Origin of the sequence: Rubellimicrobium rubrum (genome assembly GCF_006152115.1) — a bacterium.
In the GTDB taxonomy this organism is placed as follows: domain Bacteria; phylum Pseudomonadota; class Alphaproteobacteria; order Rhodobacterales; family Rhodobacteraceae; genus Rubellimicrobium; species Rubellimicrobium rubrum.
This window is the reverse complement of the sequence record NZ_VDFU01000013.1, coordinates 92,439-109,376: the sequence shown is the minus strand read 5'-3', so window position 1 is coordinate 109,376 and position 16,938 is coordinate 92,439. Positions and strand designations below refer to the sequence as shown.

At 66.4% G+C, this 16,938-nt stretch carries 15 protein-coding genes; 11 read left to right on the top strand and 4 right to left on the bottom strand.

The features are described from left to right. The first annotated feature begins 354 nt into the window (after positions 1-354). The 10 genes from FHG66_RS12115 to FHG66_RS12065 all read left to right on the top strand — a co-directional run bounded on the left by FHG66_RS12115 (position 355) and on the right by FHG66_RS12065 (position 11,201). Complete coding sequence (locus FHG66_RS12115) at positions 355-1,185, top strand: family 16 glycosylhydrolase (RefSeq protein WP_176556233.1); 831 nt, start codon at positions 355-357, stop codon at positions 1,183-1,185. 782 nt (positions 1,186-1,967) lie between these two features. Continuing rightward, positions 1,968-2,648: a spermidine synthase gene (locus tag FHG66_RS12110; RefSeq protein ID WP_139077102.1), complete on the top strand. Its 681-nt coding sequence runs from the start codon at positions 1,968-1,970 to the stop codon at positions 2,646-2,648. A 453-nt stretch (positions 2,649-3,101) separates the two neighbouring features. Further along, a complete protein-coding gene (locus FHG66_RS12100) occupies positions 3,102-3,329 on the top strand; it encodes a hypothetical protein (protein ID WP_425471736.1) in 228 nt (75 codons plus the stop codon). A gap of 270 nt (positions 3,330-3,599) precedes the next feature. Then, entirely contained in the window at positions 3,600-3,962 is a 363-nt protein-coding gene (locus FHG66_RS12095; RefSeq protein ID WP_139077098.1) for a hypothetical protein, read from the top strand. Between the two features lie 476 nt (positions 3,963-4,438). Then, entirely contained in the window at positions 4,439-5,761 is a 1,323-nt protein-coding gene (ugpB, locus tag FHG66_RS12090) for a sn-glycerol-3-phosphate ABC transporter substrate-binding protein UgpB (RefSeq protein WP_139077096.1), read from the top strand. A gap of 69 nt (positions 5,762-5,830) precedes the next feature. Beyond that, entirely contained in the window at positions 5,831-6,709 is an 879-nt protein-coding gene (gene ugpA / locus FHG66_RS12085; protein WP_139077094.1) for a sn-glycerol-3-phosphate ABC transporter permease UgpA, read from the top strand. Positions 6,710-6,713: 4 nt separating this feature from the next. Further along, complete coding sequence (gene ugpE, locus FHG66_RS12080) at positions 6,714-7,562, top strand: sn-glycerol-3-phosphate ABC transporter permease UgpE (protein WP_139077092.1); 849 nt, start codon at positions 6,714-6,716, stop codon at positions 7,560-7,562. Position 7,563: 1 nt separating this feature from the next. After that, a complete protein-coding gene (locus FHG66_RS12075; RefSeq protein ID WP_139077090.1) occupies positions 7,564-8,613 on the top strand; it encodes a sn-glycerol-3-phosphate import ATP-binding protein UgpC in 1,050 nt (349 codons plus the stop codon). Positions 8,614-8,853: 240 nt separating this feature from the next. After that, entirely contained in the window at positions 8,854-10,680 is a 1,827-nt protein-coding gene (locus FHG66_RS12070; protein WP_139077088.1) for an alkaline phosphatase, read from the top strand. 89 nt (positions 10,681-10,769) lie between these two features. Then, positions 10,770-11,201: a hypothetical protein gene (locus FHG66_RS12065; protein ID WP_139077086.1), complete on the top strand. Its 432-nt coding sequence runs from the start codon at positions 10,770-10,772 to the stop codon at positions 11,199-11,201. Positions 11,202-11,299: 98 nt separating this feature from the next. Here FHG66_RS12065 and FHG66_RS12060 read toward each other — a convergent pair whose 3' ends face one another. From FHG66_RS12060 to FHG66_RS12045, 4 genes are all read right to left on the bottom strand, one after another. Continuing rightward, positions 11,300-12,316, bottom strand: a complete 1,017-nt coding sequence (locus FHG66_RS12060; protein WP_139077084.1) for an ABC transporter permease — start codon at positions 12,314-12,316, stop codon at positions 11,300-11,302. Continuing rightward, positions 12,313-13,887: a sugar ABC transporter ATP-binding protein gene (locus FHG66_RS12055; RefSeq protein ID WP_139077082.1), complete on the bottom strand. Its 1,575-nt coding sequence runs from the start codon at positions 13,885-13,887 to the stop codon at positions 12,313-12,315. The genes FHG66_RS12060 and FHG66_RS12055 overlap by 4 nt, the downstream gene beginning before the upstream one ends. Before the next feature lie 67 nt (positions 13,888-13,954). Further along, positions 13,955-14,902: a substrate-binding domain-containing protein gene (locus FHG66_RS12050; protein WP_139077080.1), complete on the bottom strand. Its 948-nt coding sequence runs from the start codon at positions 14,900-14,902 to the stop codon at positions 13,955-13,957. 331 nt (positions 14,903-15,233) lie between these two features. Then, positions 15,234-15,884: a FadR/GntR family transcriptional regulator gene (locus FHG66_RS12045; protein ID WP_246082573.1), complete on the bottom strand. Its 651-nt coding sequence runs from the start codon at positions 15,882-15,884 to the stop codon at positions 15,234-15,236. A gap of 196 nt (positions 15,885-16,080) precedes the next feature. Here FHG66_RS12045 and FHG66_RS12040 point away from each other — a divergent pair, with 196 nt between their 5' ends. Beyond that, positions 16,081-16,875 carry an ABC transporter substrate-binding protein gene (locus FHG66_RS12040; RefSeq protein ID WP_139077078.1) on the top strand — a complete coding sequence of 265 codons (795 nt, stop codon included), beginning with the start codon at positions 16,081-16,083 and terminating at the stop codon, positions 16,873-16,875. Positions 16,876-16,938: the final 63 nt, after the last annotated feature.

Genomic DNA, 16,938 nt, shown 5'->3' with positions numbered 1-16,938 from the left:
CGGAAGCCTGCAATGGTGCCCGTGCAGCGTCGTCATCGCACGGCAGATCCCCCGGTCTTTGCAGGCAGAACGTTCACATCCTGAATCAAAGCCGGTTCATGAATGGGGGCCGCACCAAGGATGCCCAAAGCGCCGGCCAAAGGATTTGGGAACGATTGGGCGAAGACAGGACCGGGCCTGGGGAGCCTGTTGCCGTGCAAGGAGCCTTGCAACGCGCCGCCTCCCGGTTCAAGCCATCGTCGTCGGGCGGTCCACGACCTTCTTGGGGGCCGCGCGATGCATGATCAGCCCTGCCGGACAGTCTCCGGACGCGCCAGGCCCGCGGCTAGCGGGCACGACAGATCAGGAGGTTCCTTGACTGATTTCCCGCGCCCCGTGTGCCCCGCTTTGCCCCCACGGCCTGCAAAAACCGCCGTCCTTGCTTCCATCCTTCTGGCTTTGTTCGGTCCCTTGCCGCTCGTTGCGCAGGATGCGCCGTCGACACAGGCCTTTCGTGAAGACTTCTCGGCCCCGCTCGACCCAGCCCGCTGGTATGTCTCGGACGGGTGGTCCAACGGCGGCTGGATGGCTTGCACCTGGGCGTCGCGGATGGTGGACGTGACAGATGGCGTGCTGCGGCTGACCCTGTCGCCTGCCGAGGCCGGATCGGAGGACTGGCTATGCGCCGAGGTCCAGACGCAGGCCCGATACCATTACGGCACGTACGAGGCGCGGATCCGCACGGATGAGGGGTCGGGCGTGAATGCCGCCTTCTTCACCTACATCGGTCCCGTCCACGAGCAACCGCATGACGAGATCGACGTGGAGATCCTGACGCGCGACACCGGCAGCTTCGACGTCAACACCTACAAGGACGGCGAACCCCATTATGGCGCCACCGTGCCGTTGCGGATCTCGTCAAACTCGGACTTTCACACCTATTCCTTCGTCTGGGAGCCCGACAAAATCCGATGGTTCGTCGATGGCGAACTGGTGCACACGGCAGCCGGGCCGGACCTGCCGCAGACACCGCAGAAGATCTACCTTTCGCACTGGAACTCACGAACGTTGACCGACTGGATGGGGCCGTTCGTGGACCCGCAACGGCCGCTCGTCATGCAGGTCGATTGGCTGTCCTACACGCCGCCCGATCAGGACTGCCAGTTCGAAGCTTCGCTTCTCTGCCAGCCAGGGTGGCAGAACTGAGCGAGCGCCTGACCCTGATGCGTCCAGGCGTCGTGATGCGACTGGACAGCGCACAGTGGCAAACTGGAGGAATACGCCGCATGACCGGTACTCCGTCTTGGGCGGTCTTTCCCTGGAATGGACCATATCGAGTTAAGGTCGCTCAGGACGGGGGGCCGAACGTCCTGTGCGCGGGTGGGGCTCGGCAAGCTTGATCTGAGCGGGGCAGGGGCAGCATCACGACGCGGCAGACCCTGATGCAGCACTTCGCGGTCCTCCAGGACCGGTCCTGACATCATCCGCCTTGCGGCGTTGTCCCCGGGGCGGTTCTTGTGTTCGCCCAAGCGGGTCGGGAGGCCCCTGCACGAGTCCGGCACCGCGGCGCGAGTTACAGAACGGTCCGGTCCCGCTGGACGGGTTGCGGGCCATGTTCGCGGCGCAGATCAGATCGGTGTCTGGATTGCCCTCCTGCTGCTCGCGCTGGTGCGTCGATCACGCATCCGCGACGATGAGCGGCCTTGGGCGCTGCCCTTGGCCAGGCTGCTGATCCCGACTGAGTGGTGCGGAAAGATGCAGGCTCTCGGACCAGGGCTGCTGCCCCTCGCGCGGGCGGGTCTTCTCGCCATAATCGGTCAGCCAGGGAAGCCGATCTTTTGAACCCCGGCTGGTCGGGTGCGATCGCCAGCGGTGCCAGGCTTTCCTTCCGGTTTCGCCGGTATCCTCCCCCGTCGGGGCACCGCACCTTCTGATGGCTCCCAGGGTGAGGTACGCTGTGGGTCAGCTTCAGCGATAGGACATTCGGTATGCTGCCCTGGATCAACTTGGCGACGGCGACGGCGCCCCAAGGAGACACGCTCAGGCTGCTGCGGCGAGGGAACGAGTTCTCGATCCGGCTCGGGGACGGGAACGAGCTGATGAACAGCAGGCTCGGCGGTTCCGAGGAGGCACTTGCCACGCTGGCCCTCGACCACTTGGCTGGCCGGCCGGCGCCCCGGGTGCTGATCGGCGGACTCGGCATGGGATTCACCCTTCGAGCCGCACAGGCCATGGCTCCTGCGGACGCGCGGTTGATCGTGTCGGAGATCGTGCCCGAACTTGTCGGCTGGGCGTCGCTGCACATGGCCGAGGTCTTTGGGGATTGCCTCTCGGACCCTCGGGTCGAGGTGCGGACAGGCGACGTCGGCGAAGCGATCCGAGAGGGCACGGACAGGTTCGACGCGATCCTGCTGGACGTCGACAATGGGCCCGGCGGTCTGACCCGTCCGGACAACGACGTGCTTTACGGCGAGGGCGGGTTGCGTGCGGCGCGTCGGGCACTCACCGCGGGCGGCGTCCTGGCGGTCTGGTCCGCCGCCCCGGATGACGGCTTCTCGAAGCGGCTGGCCCGGTGCGGCTTCGACGTCAGTGCCCGGACCGTGAGGGCCGGGCGCACCAAGCGCGGTGCCCGGCATACCATATGGATCGCGCTTCGGATCGGGGAGTGAAGCTCCACCCAAGAAGGCGCGGCTCGCATCGACGTCGTCGGCAGAACAGGGCCTTCGCCATCCATGCCAAGGGCCTAAGGCTCTACAGCGGCGGGCAGCCCTTCGGATCCGAGGTCGCGTGGGTCACCTGGCTGCTTCAGCCCGACGACGAGGCTCAGGAATCCGACAACACTTATGCTGGTGGCCTCGCTCTGGGGCATTGTCGCCTCACGGCCACGCTGGAGAGCGGGCGGATGACATGGAGTTGTCCGACGTCGAGTTCAGCGGGGCAGAGCACGACGGCCTGCAGGAGTTTGGTGCGGTCCATAACGCCAATGACCCATACTTGGCGGCTTTCCGCGACACGGGTGGCAGGCTGATCCTGTATCTTGGCTGGTCCGATGAGGCATTCCGCCGATCAGCACGGTCGACTGCTACAGGGCAGTCGTCGAAACGATTGGAGGGTTCGAGGAGGTGCAGTCCTTTTCCCGGTTTTCCATCATCTCGGGGTTCTACCACTGCCCTTGCGGCAACCCGGAGTTGGGCGACCCCGCCACCGAGGTGCGGCTCAGGCAGGAGCTTGTCGACTGGGTCGAGAGTGACGGGGCCCCGGGGTTGAAGACGCTGCCGGTGATCGCGAGCACGAGCGCCCGCCCGGTAATCACAGGGGCAACTTCGCAGTCGGACGGGGCGTGGCGATAGCGGTCCAGCTCATTCTTTCTCTGGAACGGGAGTTGTCCCGCATGAACACGCGCTGGAGGTGGCCTTAGGGTGATGCGTTGCTGAAGACGTTGGTTTGGCCCGGAGTGCGCGTACGTGAGAGTGCTGGAGTCGTGCGCCCTTCGCGGGGCTGGCATCGCGAATAGGTCATTATTGTGGATGCCTTCCGGGCAGAGGGCCACGGGGATGGCCCCCTCGCCCCGAGGTCGTGCTATGACGGCTCGAACAACTCAGCCGAGGTGCAGAACCGACATGATCGTCATTTCTCGACAGACCCTTGCGGCCAGCGTGATGGCACTGACGCTCTGGAGCCAGGGCGCGCAGGCACAGGGCGTCCTCGACCGCCTTCTTGGCGATGATCCTGGCCGTAGCATCGCGCCCGCCGATCTCGTGACCGCCGGCATCTGGGTCTATGACCCGATCCAGGGCCTGTCCAACTTTCCCGAGGATCAGATGCTGCCCGGTCCCCATATGCTCGTGGTCCTGACCCGCAACACCCAGGTGCCCAGCGTCGTGCTTCGGCTCGATACGGGGACCGAGTGCGTCCGGGCGGCCACCTCCATGACGGGCGTCCACGGCGGCGGTGCGGCATACTGCCACCCGCTCACCCCCTGATCGGCTCCGCTGCGGCAACATGCGAGGGCCTTGGGCCCGCTTCTTGCGCCAGTCACGGGCGGTGGAGGGATGCCCCGTAGCAGGGGATCCATCTGGACATGCTGCCCCGCCCCGGGCCGGCGTGTCCGTTCCCGCTCCGGCTGGTGGCGATCCAGGATGTGTTACGTTCAGGCCCGATGAACGAAGCGCGGCTTGGAAGCGAGCCGCCTTGGCCCATGGCTCTGGCCGTGACCTTGCGCGTCTCTGACCGCCCGCGTGCGGAATGCCGGGAGACGGCCAGATCGGCACTCACCCGCCTGAGCCGGTACCGTCTGGACTTGGTGGCGGGGCGACGATCAAGGCCGAGGGTTTCGGTAGCCGACGGTGACCATGGGTCACTTGCCAAGCTGTTACTGTCATAAAAACTTGACACAATCTCCGTGCGGCCGTCACGATCATCCCCAAGAACATAAGAATTAGTCAATTGGGAGGACACGATGGTCCGCATTCTGGCAACCTCGACGCTGGCTCTGATGGCCGCTGCTTCCGCCGTATCCGCCCAGACCGAGGTGCACTGGTGGCACGCCATGGGCGGCGAGAACGGCGCCAAGCTTGAGGAGATCGTGGCCGGCTACAACGCCAGCCAACAGGAGTTCACGGTCGTCCCGACTTTCAAGGGCACTTATCCCGAAACCATGACCGCCGCGATTGCGGCCTTCCGTGCAGGCGAGCAGCCGGCCATCGTGCAGGTCTTCGAGGTCGGCACCGGCACGATGATGGCGGCGAAGGGCGCGACCTATCCGGTCTATCAGCTGATGGCGGACATGGGCGAGCCGTTCGATCCCGCCGCGTTCCTCCCGGCCGTCGTGGGCTATTACACCGACACCGAGGGCAACATGCTCTCGATGCCATTCAACTCCTCGACGCCGATCCTTTACTACAACAAGGACGTATTCGAGGCTGCCGGCCTGGATCCCGAGACTCCGCCCAAGACTTGGGAGGAGCTGGAGCAGTTCTCGCGCCAGATCATCGAGTCCGGCGCGGCCCCCTGTGGCTTCACGACCGCCTGGATCAGTTGGATTCACACCGAGAACCTGTCTGCCTGGCATAACCAGCCGATCGGAACGTTGGAGAATGGCTTCGGTGGCTTGGGGGCCGAGTTGTCGGTCAACGGCCCGCTTCAGGTCCGTCACTGGGAGAACCTGGCCCGCTGGCAGGACGATGGGCTCTTCCAATATGGCGGGCCCGGCGGCGGGGACGACGCGCCCCCCAAATTCTACAGCCAGGAATGCGCGATCTACTTCAACTCTTCCGCAGGCCGGGCCGGGGTCGTCGCCAATGCGACCGCCTTCGAGGTGGGCTACGGCATGCTGCCCTACTACGCCGACGTGGAAGGGGCCCCGCAGAACTCGATCATCGGGGGCGCGACGCTTTGGGTCCTTCAGGGGAAGGACGAGGAGGTCTATCGCGGCGTCGCGGACTTCTTCACCTATCTGTCCTCGCCCGAGGTGCAGGCCGACTGGCACCAGTTCTCGGGCTACCTGCCGATCACCCAAGCCGCGTATGACCTGTCGCGGGAGCAGGGGTTCTACGAGGCCAATCCCGGCACGGACATCTCTATCCAGCAGATCACGCTGAACGCGCCGACCGAGAACTCCAAGGGCCTGCGCTTCGGCAGCTATGTCCAGATCCGTGACATCATCGACGAGGAGTTCCAGGCGCTCCTGGCGGGGGACGAGGACGCCCAAGGCGCGCTTGATGCGGTGGTGGAGCGGGGCAACACCCTTCTGCGGGAGTTCGAAACCACGTCCGGCAACTGACGCCCGCTCATTCCCTTGCTACCGGAGGCCCGCCTCGGCGGGCCTCCCGCTTCTTGACAGGACCGACGCATGAAACGGACCGTCTTCGGTGGACGCCTTCTGCCCTGGCTCCTGCTGGCGCCCCAGCTTCTCATCACGATGGTCTTCTTCCTATGGCCGGCGGGGCAGGCCGTGCGGCAGAGCTTCTTGCGGGAGGATGCCTTCGGTCTGTCGACGAACTTCGTGGGATTGGCCAACTACCGGGCGCTGTTTCGCAGCGAGGAGTACCTGAACTCGCTTCAGGTCACGGTCGTCTTCTCGATCGCGGTAGCGGTGCTGTCGATGGGCCTGTCGCTGCTTCTTGCCGTAGCGGCGGACCGGGTCGTCCGGACGGCCCGCGTCTATACGACGCTTCTGGTCTGGCCTTATGCCGTGGCGCCGGCCGTCGCGGGGATCATGTGGTGGTTCATCTTCAATCCCACTATCGGCATCCTGCCTTACCTGCTCAATGGCGTCGGGTACGACTGGAACCACAGCCTGCGCCCCTCGGATGCAATGATCCTCGTGGTGGTCGCGGCGAGTTGGAAGCAGATCAGCTACAACTTCCTCTTCTTCCTGGCGGGGCTCCAGGCCATTCCGGCCTCCCTTCGCGAAGCGGCAGCCATCGACGGGGCGGGACCGTTCAAGCGCTTCTGGACGATCACCTTCCCGCTGCTGGCGCCCACGACCTTCTTTCTCCTAGTGGTCAACATCGTCTACACGATGTTCGACACCTTCGGGATCATCCACGCGACCACCGAAGGCGGTCCCAACCAGGCCACCAACATCCTGATCTACAAAGTCTACGAGGACGGCTTCCTGGAGCTGGACCTCGGGTCCTCGGCGGCGCAGTCGGTCATCCTCATGGCCCTCGTCATCACCATGACCATGATCCAGTTCCGCTGGATCGAACGGCGCGTGGAGTACTGACCCAGTGGTCGAGCACCGTCCTTTCCTCAACGTCCTCACCCATGTCGTGCTGATCCTCGGGGTGGCCGTCGTCACCTTTCCCGTCTACCTGGCGCTCATCGCCTCGACGCATCCTTCCACGGCGTTCTCCTCGGGGGTCATTCCCCTCCTGCCTGGCAATCAGGCGGGGGCGAACTATGCGGCCATGATGGGGCAGGGCATCTCCAGCTCGGGGGCGCCGCCGCTTGGTCTGATGATGACGAACAGCCTCATCATGGCCCTGGTTATCGCGCTCGGGAAGATCGCGATCTCCATCACCTCGGCCTTCGCGATCGTCTATTTCCGCTTCCCGTTCCGGCAGTTGGCGTTCTGGATCATCTTCATCACCCTAATGCTGCCGGTCGAGGTCAGAATCGTGCCGACCTTCGAGGTCGTGGCGGACCTGGGGATGCTGAACTCCTATGCGGGGCTGACTGTGCCTCTCATCGCCTCGGCCACGGCGACCTTCCTGTTCCGGCAGGTCTTTCTCACGATCCCGGACGAGCTCATGGAGGCCGCGCGCATCGACGGGGCAGGGCCGATGAAGTTCTTCCGCGACATCCTGATCCCATTGTCGCGGACCAACATGGCCGCGCTGTTCGTCATCCTCTTCATCTATGGATGGAACCAGTATCTCTGGCCGCTGCTCGTGACGACCGACGCGCGCTACTACACCGTCGTCGCCGGCATCAAGCGGATGGCCGACGTGGCCGATGCCGTGCCCCAGTGGAACTACGTGATGACGGCTGTGGTGCTGGCAATGCTGCCGCCGGTGCTGGTCGTGATCGCAATGCAGCGGCTCTTCGTGAAGGGCCTGATCGAGGCGGAGAAGTAGATTGGCATCCATCACCCTCGACCGCGTGGGCAAGACCTACTTCGGCGGCACGCCGGCCGTGACCGACATTTCGATCGACATCGCCGATGGTGAGTTCCTCGTGCTGGTTGGACCGTCGGGCTGCGGCAAGTCCACGCTTCTCCGCATGGTCGCGGGGCTGGAGACCGTCACCAGCGGCACCATCCGGATCGGCGATCGCGTCGTCAACGACATCGAGCCCGCCGACCGGGACATCGCCATGGTCTTCCAGAACTATGCGCTTTATCCGCACATGAGCGTCCGACAGAACCTGGCTTATGGGCTCACCAACCGGAAGATGCCCAAGGCCGAGATCGCGCGCCGGGTGGCGGCCGCGGCCGAGATCCTGGAGATCGGGCCCTTTCTTGATCGCAAGCCGCGCGCCCTTTCGGGCGGGCAGCGCCAGCGCGTGGCCATGGGCCGCGCCATCGTTCGCGAGCCGGCGGTCTTCCTGTTCGACGAGCCTCTGTCCAACCTCGACGCCAAGCTGCGTGGGAGCATGCGGGGCGAGATCCGCCACCTGCAGCAGCGACTGGGCACGACCTCCATCTACGTGACCCACGACCAGATGGAGGCGATGACGCTCGCGGATCGCCTCGTCGTGCTCAACGGAGGCAGGATCGAGCAGATCGGCGCGCCGCTGGAGGTCTACCGCAGGCCTGCGTCCACCTTCGTGGCCGCCTTCATCGGGGCGCCGGCCATGAACCTCCTGGCGGCGCAGCAGGACGGCGGCGACCTGCGCGTCGGCGGGGCTCGGTTGTCGAGCCCGGTTGGGGGCAGTGGCCAAGTGACCGTCGGCATCCGCCCCGAAGACTTCGTGAGGGCGGATGGCACCGCCGCAAACGCGCTCTCGGTCCGGGTGGACTACGTCGAGGAGCTGGGGGCCACGCGGCTTGTGCACGGGAGGATCGATGGCCAGCCCCTGGTGTCCAACTGGCCTGCCGGCGAGGATGTCCCGGATGTGGTCCGGCTTTCCGTTCCGCCTGCGGCCGTGCACCTCTTCAGCCCGGGAACGGGCTTGCGGCTCAACTGAGACTCCGCGTCGGGCTGTCCGTGGGGGCTGTCGCATCCCGGCCCGTCCAGTTGCGGGGACGTCTGTGACACGCGCGGCTATAGGCCCATGCCGTTCGGTGGGCGATCCTGCGGCTGAAGCGGAACTTGGCCGGCCCGAATGCCGTTATGATCGCCTTCGTCGGGCTGGGCGAGACAATGGCAGCGCCGCTCCTAGAGTCTTCGGGCAGGGCTCATCGGAAGCCCTCGGGAGGAAGACACCATGAGAACGTCTGCCATCGCCATCGCCGCGGCCACCCTGGCTTCGACGGCCGGAGCCCAGGACCTCGTCCAGGCGCAGAACGAGTGGTTCATCGCGGGTCAGGGGACCGTCGAGGAGATGCTCGCCCTTCAGTCCAACACCGGCACCGCGCGCAACGTCATCCTGTTCGTTGCGGACGGGAACGACGTCAGCACCAATTACGCGACCCGCATCTTTGCTGGCCAGCAGGCCGGGGGGCTGGGCGATGACCACGTCCTCCCCCATGAGACGTTCCCGCACACGGCCCTGGTAAAGACCTACACCACCAACGGCCAGACGCCCGACTCGGCCCCCACCGCCGCCGCTATGAACACCGGCGTCAAGATGAAGAACGACGTCATCAACGTGCATCCCGACGTGGCTGTCGACGATTGCCAGGCGGCGGTCGAGGGTCGCCTCACCACCCTGGCGGAGATCGCGAGCGCCATGGGCAAGTCGGTGGGCATCGTGTCGACCGCCCGCCTGACCCATGCCACCCCGGCCGCGGTCTATGGCTACACGGCCAACCGCGACTGGGAGGACAACACCTTCATCCCCGAGGGTTGCAATCAGCCCGACCTCGCGGCGCAGCTCGTGGCCCAGATGAACGCCGGAGTCATCGACATGGCCCTGGGTGGGGGGCGCGCGCATTTCCTCCCGGCGGATGTCACCGACGAGGAGGGCGACCCCGGACTGCGCACCGACGGGCGCAACCTCGTGGAGGAGGTCATCGCGGCAGGCGGCCAGTATGCCTGGAATGACGAGACGTTCATGGCGCTGGCGGCCCCCGGCAACGCCCCCGTGCTTGCGCTGTTCGAGGCCAGCCACATGGAGTACGCGCATGACCGCACGGGCGAGCCGACCCAGGCCGAGATGACGGCGGCCGCGATCGAGGCGCTCGATCGGAACGAGAACGGCTACTACCTGATGTCCGAAGGCGGGCGTGTGGATCACGCCAACCATGCCGGGAACGTCCACCGAACCGTGACCGACGGCGTCGCCTTCGCCGAGGCCGTCCAGACCGCCATGGACTTGACCGATCCGGCCGAGACGCTCATCATCGTGACCGCCGACCACGGCCACGCCATCGCCCTGAACGGCTACTGCGGCCGGGGGACGCCGATCACGGGGCTTTGCATGGACGTCGATCCGGCCGGCGAGGAGCATACGGGCGAGCCGGTGCTGGCCAATGACGGCAAGCCGTTCAGCGTCGTGGGATACCTCAATGGCGCCGGATCGGTCATGATCGAGCAGGCGGATGGCAGCTTCTTCGGGACGCGGCCCAACGTCACCCAGGAGCAGGCCACGGATCCGGACTACCTTCAGCAGGCGCTGATTCCGATGGGGTCGGAAACGCATTCGGGTGCGGATGTTGCGGCCTTCGCCCGCGGTCCCTGGGCTCACCTCGTCGGGGGGGTGATCGAGCAGAACGTGATCTTCCACGTCATGCTGCACGCGATGACGGGTGGCGAGGGCATCCCGGCTGCGGCCTTGGGTGCGTTGAACGTGAACGCGCCGGCCGCCGGCTCGGGCGATCCTGTCGCCGATGATGCGGCCCCCGCCGCAGAGGAAGGCGCCGCAGAGGATCAGGTCGGCGATGACGCGCAGGACGCCGCAGAGGAGTTGCCGGACGACGCGACGGCCGAGCCGCTCGAGGAGGCGGCCGACGAAGCGACTGCGGCGGAGGGGGCCGACACCGCGACGGGAGGTGAGGCCGGTTCGGCTCAACCCGCCGATGGTGCTACGGAGCCCACCCAGGGCGACGCCGAGGCCGGCGAAGAGGCTGGCGACGGCGCGACCGGCAACTGAGCTCGGCGGGACCGTCCTGTGCCGAAACGACGGTTCCCGCCCCGGCGGGGCCCGTCACCCTTTTTCAGCTCTTGCATGGAGGACAGCTCATGGACCGCCGCCGCTTCCTCGTTCTTTTGCCCGCTTTCCTGCTCGTTTCGCAAGCCGCGTCCGCGCAGGAGGAGGACGGGACCATCCGCTTGCGCGACCTGTACAACAAGGACACGAGCTTTTCGGACCTGGCCCTTGCCAGCGAAGGCCAGCGCATCATCGTGAACGGCTTCATGGCGCCGCCGCTCAAGGCCGAATCGACGTTCTTCGTCCTGACGAAGATGCCGACGGCCGTGTGCCCCTTCTGCGAGCCCGGCCAAACCTGGCCCGACGACATCCTGCCCGTCTACACGCGACGCATCGTGGACCCCATTCCGTTCAACGTCCCCATGCGAACCAGCGGCATCCTGGAGTTAGGCGAGTACGTGGACCCCGAAACTGGCTTCTTCTCGGCGCTGCGGCTGGTCGAGGCGACCTACGAGCGCGGCTGACCTTCGTCTCACGACGGAGCGGCAGGGCCGGCCGGCACCGAACGCGCCAGGCCCCGCCGCGACTGGGAGTCGCCCTCTGATGGCATTGGCGAGGCGTTTCACGCCCGCGCGCGCGCCTTGAGCCAACGGTCGAAGGCGACGGCTGCGATCAGGATCAGGCCGATGGTGACCTGCTGCGTGTAGGAGGAGATGTTGTTGAGCACGAGGCCGTTCACCAGCACGCCGATCAGCGCCGCGCCGACGACCGTCCCGCCGACGCCCCCGATCCCTCCGAAAAGGGACGTGCCCCCGATGACCACGGCCGAGATCACGGTGAGTTCGTAGCCGATGCCCGCGACGGCTTCGGCCGAGTTCAGTCGGGCGGCCAGCACGAAGGCAGCAAGGCCCGAGAAGAAGCCCACGATCATGTAGACCGAGACGAGCACGCGATCGACGCGGACCCCCGACAGGCGCGCGGCCTCGGCGTTGCCGCCGACCGCATAGACGGCTCGGCCGAAGCGCGTGTAGCGGAGGACCACGTGGCAGAGCAGCGCGGCCAGACCGAAGATCAGGACCGGGACCGGGACCGGGCCGACAAGGCCGGTGCCGAACCAGCGCATGCCGGGCGTGAAGCCCGAGATCGGCCCTCCGCCCGACAGGGTGAGCGTGAGGCCCCGGAAGATGGTCAAGCCGCCAAGCGTCACCACGAAGGGCGGAACCCGGAGACGCGTGATGACGAGCCCCTGAACGAAGCCCGCCGCCGTCCCGACCACCACGGCGGCCAGCAGGGCGGCGCCCCAGCCGTAGCCCGCCCCCGCATTCGAGGACAGGGACAGGGTGTTGGCCGTTCCGCCCTTGGCCACGACCGCGGCGACCATCCCGCAAAAGGCGAGAAGCGATCCCACGCTGAGGTCGATTCCGGCGGTCAGGATGACGAAGGTCATCCCCAAGGCGATCAACCCGGTGATCGAGATCTGGCGGGCGACGTTGAAAAGGTTGAGCTGGGTCAAGAAGTTCTCGTTGGTGATGGCAAAGACCAGCATCAGCGCGAACAGGAACAGGAGCGGGCCGAACTGCTTGAGCACGCGGAAGAGGTCGAACCCGCCTCGGCCCCGCTGCGTGACGGGAGACGTCATTGCGGGTCTCCGGGCCGGGCTTCGAGCGCCATGAGCGCCATAAGGCTTTCCTCCGTCGCTTCGATGGCCGGCATCTCGCCGGTGATGCGGCCCTGGCGCATGGTGATGATGCGGTCGCTGACCGAGAGAACCTCCGGCAACTCGGACGAGATCATCAGGATGGCGATGCCGCGCTCCGCCAATTGGACCAGAATCTGATGGACCTCGGTCTTTGCGCCCACATCCACGCCGCGCGTGGGCTCGTCCACGATGAGCACCTTGGGGTCGCGTGCCAGCCAGCGGGCCAGGATCACCTTCTGCTGGTTCCCGCCCGACAGCCCGTCGATGGCCTGTTCGGGCGAGCTCATGCGGATGGACATGGCCTTGCGGTAGCCGGCGAGCGCGGCGCCTTCGCGGCCGGGCCTCATCACGCCCAGGCCATCCGAGAAAAGGTCCAGTGCGGCGATCGAGAAGTTCTGGCGGATCGGCAGCATGGCGAAAATGGCCTGCTGCTTGCGGTCCTCCGGGACCAGCCCGATGCCAAGGGCGCAGGCATCGGCGGGCGACATGGGCGCGATGAGTTGGCCATCGAGACGGATCGTCCCCGAGGCGATCGGATCCGCCCCGAACACGGCTCGCGCGAGCTCCGTGCGGCCCGAGCCCACGAGCCCCGCGAGGCCCAGGATCTCGCCTGCGCGGAGGTCCAGGTCGATGCCATCGAGCACGACGGCATGAGGCGCGTCGGCGGCGCGGACCGTCCGAAGCCCGCGGACGCTGAGCCGCACGGCCCCCGCGTTGTCGCGCCGGGTCGGACGGGCATAAAGCTCGGACGCGGCCCGGCCGACCATCTTCTCGATGATCCGGGGCACCGGGACGCGGCCCCCGTCACGCAGGAGGTGGCCCGCGAGCCGTCCGTCGCGCAGGACCGTCATGCGGTCGCACATGCTGGAGGCCTCCTCCAGGCGGTGGGTGACGAACATGATGGCCACGCCATCACGCCGCAACATCTCCATGATGCCGAAGAGCTGTTGGACCTCCGTCTCTGTGAGCGCCGAGGTCGGCTCGTCCATGATGATGAGGCGGCTTTCCAGCGACAGCGCGCGCGCGATCTCCACGAGCTGCTGCTCGGCCACCGACAGCGCCGAGACCGGCGTCTCGGGGTCCAGGGATAGGTTGACCCGGGCGAGGATGTCGCGGGCCTGCCGCCGCATCCGTCGCCAGTCGATAAGGCCGAACGGTCCGGTCGGCGCGCGGTTGACGAAGATGTTCTCGGCCACGGAAAGCGTGGGGATCAGGCTCAGCTCTTGGTAGATCGTGACGATGCCGGCCTGGCGCGCCGCGTCGGGGCCCGCCGGCGCATAGGGGCGGCCCGCGAAGGAGATGCTGCCACTGCTGGCCGACTGGGCGCCTGACAGGATCTTGAGAAGCGTGGACTTGCCGGCCCCATTCTCGCCCAGGAGGCCCAGGATCTCTCCGGCCCGGACATCGAGCGATACGTTGTCGAGCGCCGTCACGCCGGAAAACCTCTTGGTCAGGCCAACGACGTCCAGAAGGGGCGGCACAGGGGTATCGGCGGCAAGCTGGCCGGTCACGGGCGTCTCCGTCGCGAGGGGCGGACAGCCAGGAATGCAGGCCCCTGACCGTCGCGCCGTGATCGGATCAGGACGTCTCGCCGATCCGCTCGGCCTGATCGAGGTTGTCGGGCCCGATCACAACCGGGGTCAGCAGGACGAGCGCTTCGGCCGGTTGCGTGCCTTCCCGGGCAAAGGCAACGGCGATCTGGACGGCGGTGCGGGACTGTTCCCCCGGGAACTGCTCGACCGTCCCGGCCATGGTGCCGTCGCGCACCGCGATGAGGGCTTCGGGCAGGGCGTCGAAGCCGTAGATCTTCACGTCGGTGAAGCCGCGGGCCGCGCAGGCCTCCACGGCGCCAAGGGCCATGTCGTCGTTGGCGCAGATGATGGCGTCGGGCTTGCCATTGGCCGCAAGCCCGGCCTCCACAACCGTGAGAGCCTCGGCCCGTGAGAAGTTCGCCGTCTGCTCGAACACGATCTGGTACTTGTCGGCCATTGGGTCGAGGACGTTATGGACGCCCTGGTTGCGATCGATTGCCGGCCCCGCACCCGGCTGACCCTGCAGGTGGAAGACCTTGGCTCCGTCCGGGAACGCCGCGATCATGGCCTGGGCCTCGGCCTCGCCGCCCTTGACGTTGTCGGCGCCGACATGGGCAAGGACACCCTCCACCCCGTCCACGCGGCGGTCGATCGTGACAACCGGCACGCCCACCTGGATCGCCTGCTCGATGGCCGGAGCCAGCGCGTTGACATCCAGGGGCGAGATGACGATTGCGGCCACGCCCTGCACGAGCGCGGCCTCGATGTCGGCGGTCTGCTTGGGAGCCGAGTTCTGTCCGTCGGACTCGATCAGGTCCACGCCCTGCGCCTCGGCCTCGACCTTGATTTGGTTCAGCATGTGGACGAAGAACGGGAAGCCCAGGTTGGGCACGGAGCCCAGGATGGTGAGCCGGTCCTGCGCAAAGGCGACCGGGGCGCCGGCGGCAAGCGCGCCAAGCGCCACCGACGACGCCAGAAAGGCACGTCTGTTCATTGCATCTCCTCCAAGTGCGAGCCGCCCATCGGTGCCGTTCTCGGCTTGTTTCATGGCTTGCTGACGCAAGGTGAGCGTAGCTGCGCGCGGGACGCCAAAGCAAGCTTTCTGAGCAGGGGACGCGTGCCCGGCCTTTCTGGCGCGAAACAATGCCGAATGGTGGAGTGACCCTGGCGTCAGCGACGACCACCGGCGGGCCGACGTCTTCGAACAGCTGCTCGGGCCAAAGACCGCAGGGGACGACCCGCTCAGCCCTTGCACCCGCTCGGTCTTGGCGCAGGCGGCTTGGCCATCGTGAACGCACAGTCAATGAAAGGATCCGAGCGTCGGCTCAGTCGAGATCGACCGCCGCGCTCAGGGCGGTATTGCGGATATGGGTGGCCATGGCGGCCCGGGCGCCTTCGGGGTCGCGGGCGCGCAGGGCCGCGATGACCTCCCGATGCTCCGCGATGGAGGCCTGCATCCGTTCGGTTCTGGTGGCCGGAATGGGCTGGCGCTGGGTTTCGGTCAGGATCTCGGCTGCGTTCTCATAGAGGAGCTGGAGCATCCGATTGCCGCAGTGGCCCACGATGATCTGGTGAAACAGCAGATCCGCCTCGACATTGGTCACGAGGTCGCCCAGATCCCAGCCGCGCTGCATCTCCTCCGTCGCGGCCTCCAGCCGGTCGAGGCTGCCATCGTCGATGCCCTGGGCGGCGAGGGCGGCGATCTCGGACTCGAGCATGATGCGGGTCTGGAAGACATCGCGCAGGGGCAGGCTGTCGGCATAGCGCCAGCGCCCCTCCTTTGACCGAGTCCCCTCCTGCCCATGGGTCACGAAGGTGCCTCGGCCCGGCTCGGAGCGGATGAGCCCGAGCGTCTCCAAAGTGAGCAGGGCCTCGCGGAGGGAGGCGCGGCTGATGTCGTAATCCTCGGACAGGGTTCGCTGGGACGGGATCTTCTGGCCGGGCTTCCAGGTGCCCTCAAGGATGAGGTTCTGCAATCTTCGTGCCACAAGTTGCGGCAATGGTGTCCAACCCCGGTCATCGGATCTGATAGGCCTGTCCAAGACACCCTCCGCTTCCCGCTAGCCGCATCTCGGAACTTGCTTTCAGTGAACCGCCATGCTTGGCTGGTCTAACCGGTCTGACCGGTCAAGCCAATAACAAGGCGACAACTGCAGGGAAAAGGACTTGAACATGCGGCGTAGGACGTTCTTCCAGTCGGGCCTCCTGGGCGCGGCGCTGGCCTTTGGTGCGGTGGCCCAGGCGCAGGCCCAGGAACTGACAGTCGGGGCCAACATCGGCAACGTTCCCTGGGAATTCCAGGACGAGTCGGGCAGCTTCGTGGGCTTCGAGGTGGACCTTGCCAACGCGATCGGCGAACGGCTCGGCCGCGAGGTGGTGATCGAGAACATCCCCTTCTCGGGCCTGTTCTCGGCGGTCCAGTCGGGGCGCGTGGACATGGCCATGTCCTCCATCACCATTACCCCCGAGCGGCTACAGGAAGTGAGCTTCGCTCAACCCTATTTCGACAGCGACCAGTCCCTGACCGTCACCGCCGCAAGTGGCCTCACCGGGCTCGGGGATCTGTCGGGCAAGGTCATCGGCGTGGACACCGGGTCCACCGGCGACATGTGGGCCACGGAACACGAGGCCGAGTACGGCTTCAGCGAGATCCGCCGCTTCGAAGGGCTGGCCCCGGCCATGCTGGACCTCGGGAACGGGGGCATCGACGGCTACATCTCGGACATTCCGGCGCTCCAATACTACGTCAAGGACAAGCCCGACTTCGTCGTGGCCGAACGCATCCCGACCGGCGAGAAGTATTCCGTGATGTTCGCCAAGGACTCTCCCCTGGTGGCCGAAGTGAACGCCATCATCACCGAGCTCAAGAACGAGGGCTTCCTGGCCGCCACCCACGAGAAGTGGTTCGGAGCACAGCCGGAGGACGGCAGCTCGACCGTGCAGGTCATGGACGTACCCACGCCCTGATCCCGGCTTAGGGACAGGCGTCCCGAGCGTCCTGTCCCTTCGGGTGGAGCGAGCCGGAGACTG

What these genes read in the sequence shown, in the direction of transcription:
- FHG66_RS12065 (WP_139077086.1), top strand. Translation starts at nt 10,770, where the DNA reads ATGGACCGCCGCCGCTTCCTCGTTCTTTTGCCCGCTTTCCTGCTCGTT.
- FHG66_RS12095 (WP_139077098.1), top strand. Translation starts at nt 3,600, where the DNA reads ATGATCGTCATTTCTCGACAGACCCTTGCGGCCAGCGTGATGGCACTG.
- FHG66_RS12040 (WP_139077078.1), top strand. Translation starts at nt 16,081, where the DNA reads ATGCGGCGTAGGACGTTCTTCCAGTCGGGCCTCCTGGGCGCGGCGCTG.
- ugpB (WP_139077096.1), top strand. Translation starts at nt 4,439, where the DNA reads ATGGTCCGCATTCTGGCAACCTCGACGCTGGCTCTGATGGCCGCTGCT.
- FHG66_RS12070 (WP_139077088.1), top strand. Translation starts at nt 8,854, where the DNA reads ATGAGAACGTCTGCCATCGCCATCGCCGCGGCCACCCTGGCTTCGACG.
- ugpA (WP_139077094.1), top strand. Translation starts at nt 5,831, where the DNA reads ATGAAACGGACCGTCTTCGGTGGACGCCTTCTGCCCTGGCTCCTGCTG.
- FHG66_RS12050 (WP_139077080.1), bottom strand. Translation starts at nt 14,902, where the DNA reads ATGAACAGACGTGCCTTTCTGGCGTCGTCGGTGGCGCTTGGCGCGCTT.
- FHG66_RS12060 (WP_139077084.1), bottom strand. Translation starts at nt 12,316, where the DNA reads ATGACGTCTCCCGTCACGCAGCGGGGCCGAGGCGGGTTCGACCTCTTC.
- FHG66_RS12110 (WP_139077102.1), top strand. Translation starts at nt 1,968, where the DNA reads ATGCTGCCCTGGATCAACTTGGCGACGGCGACGGCGCCCCAAGGAGAC.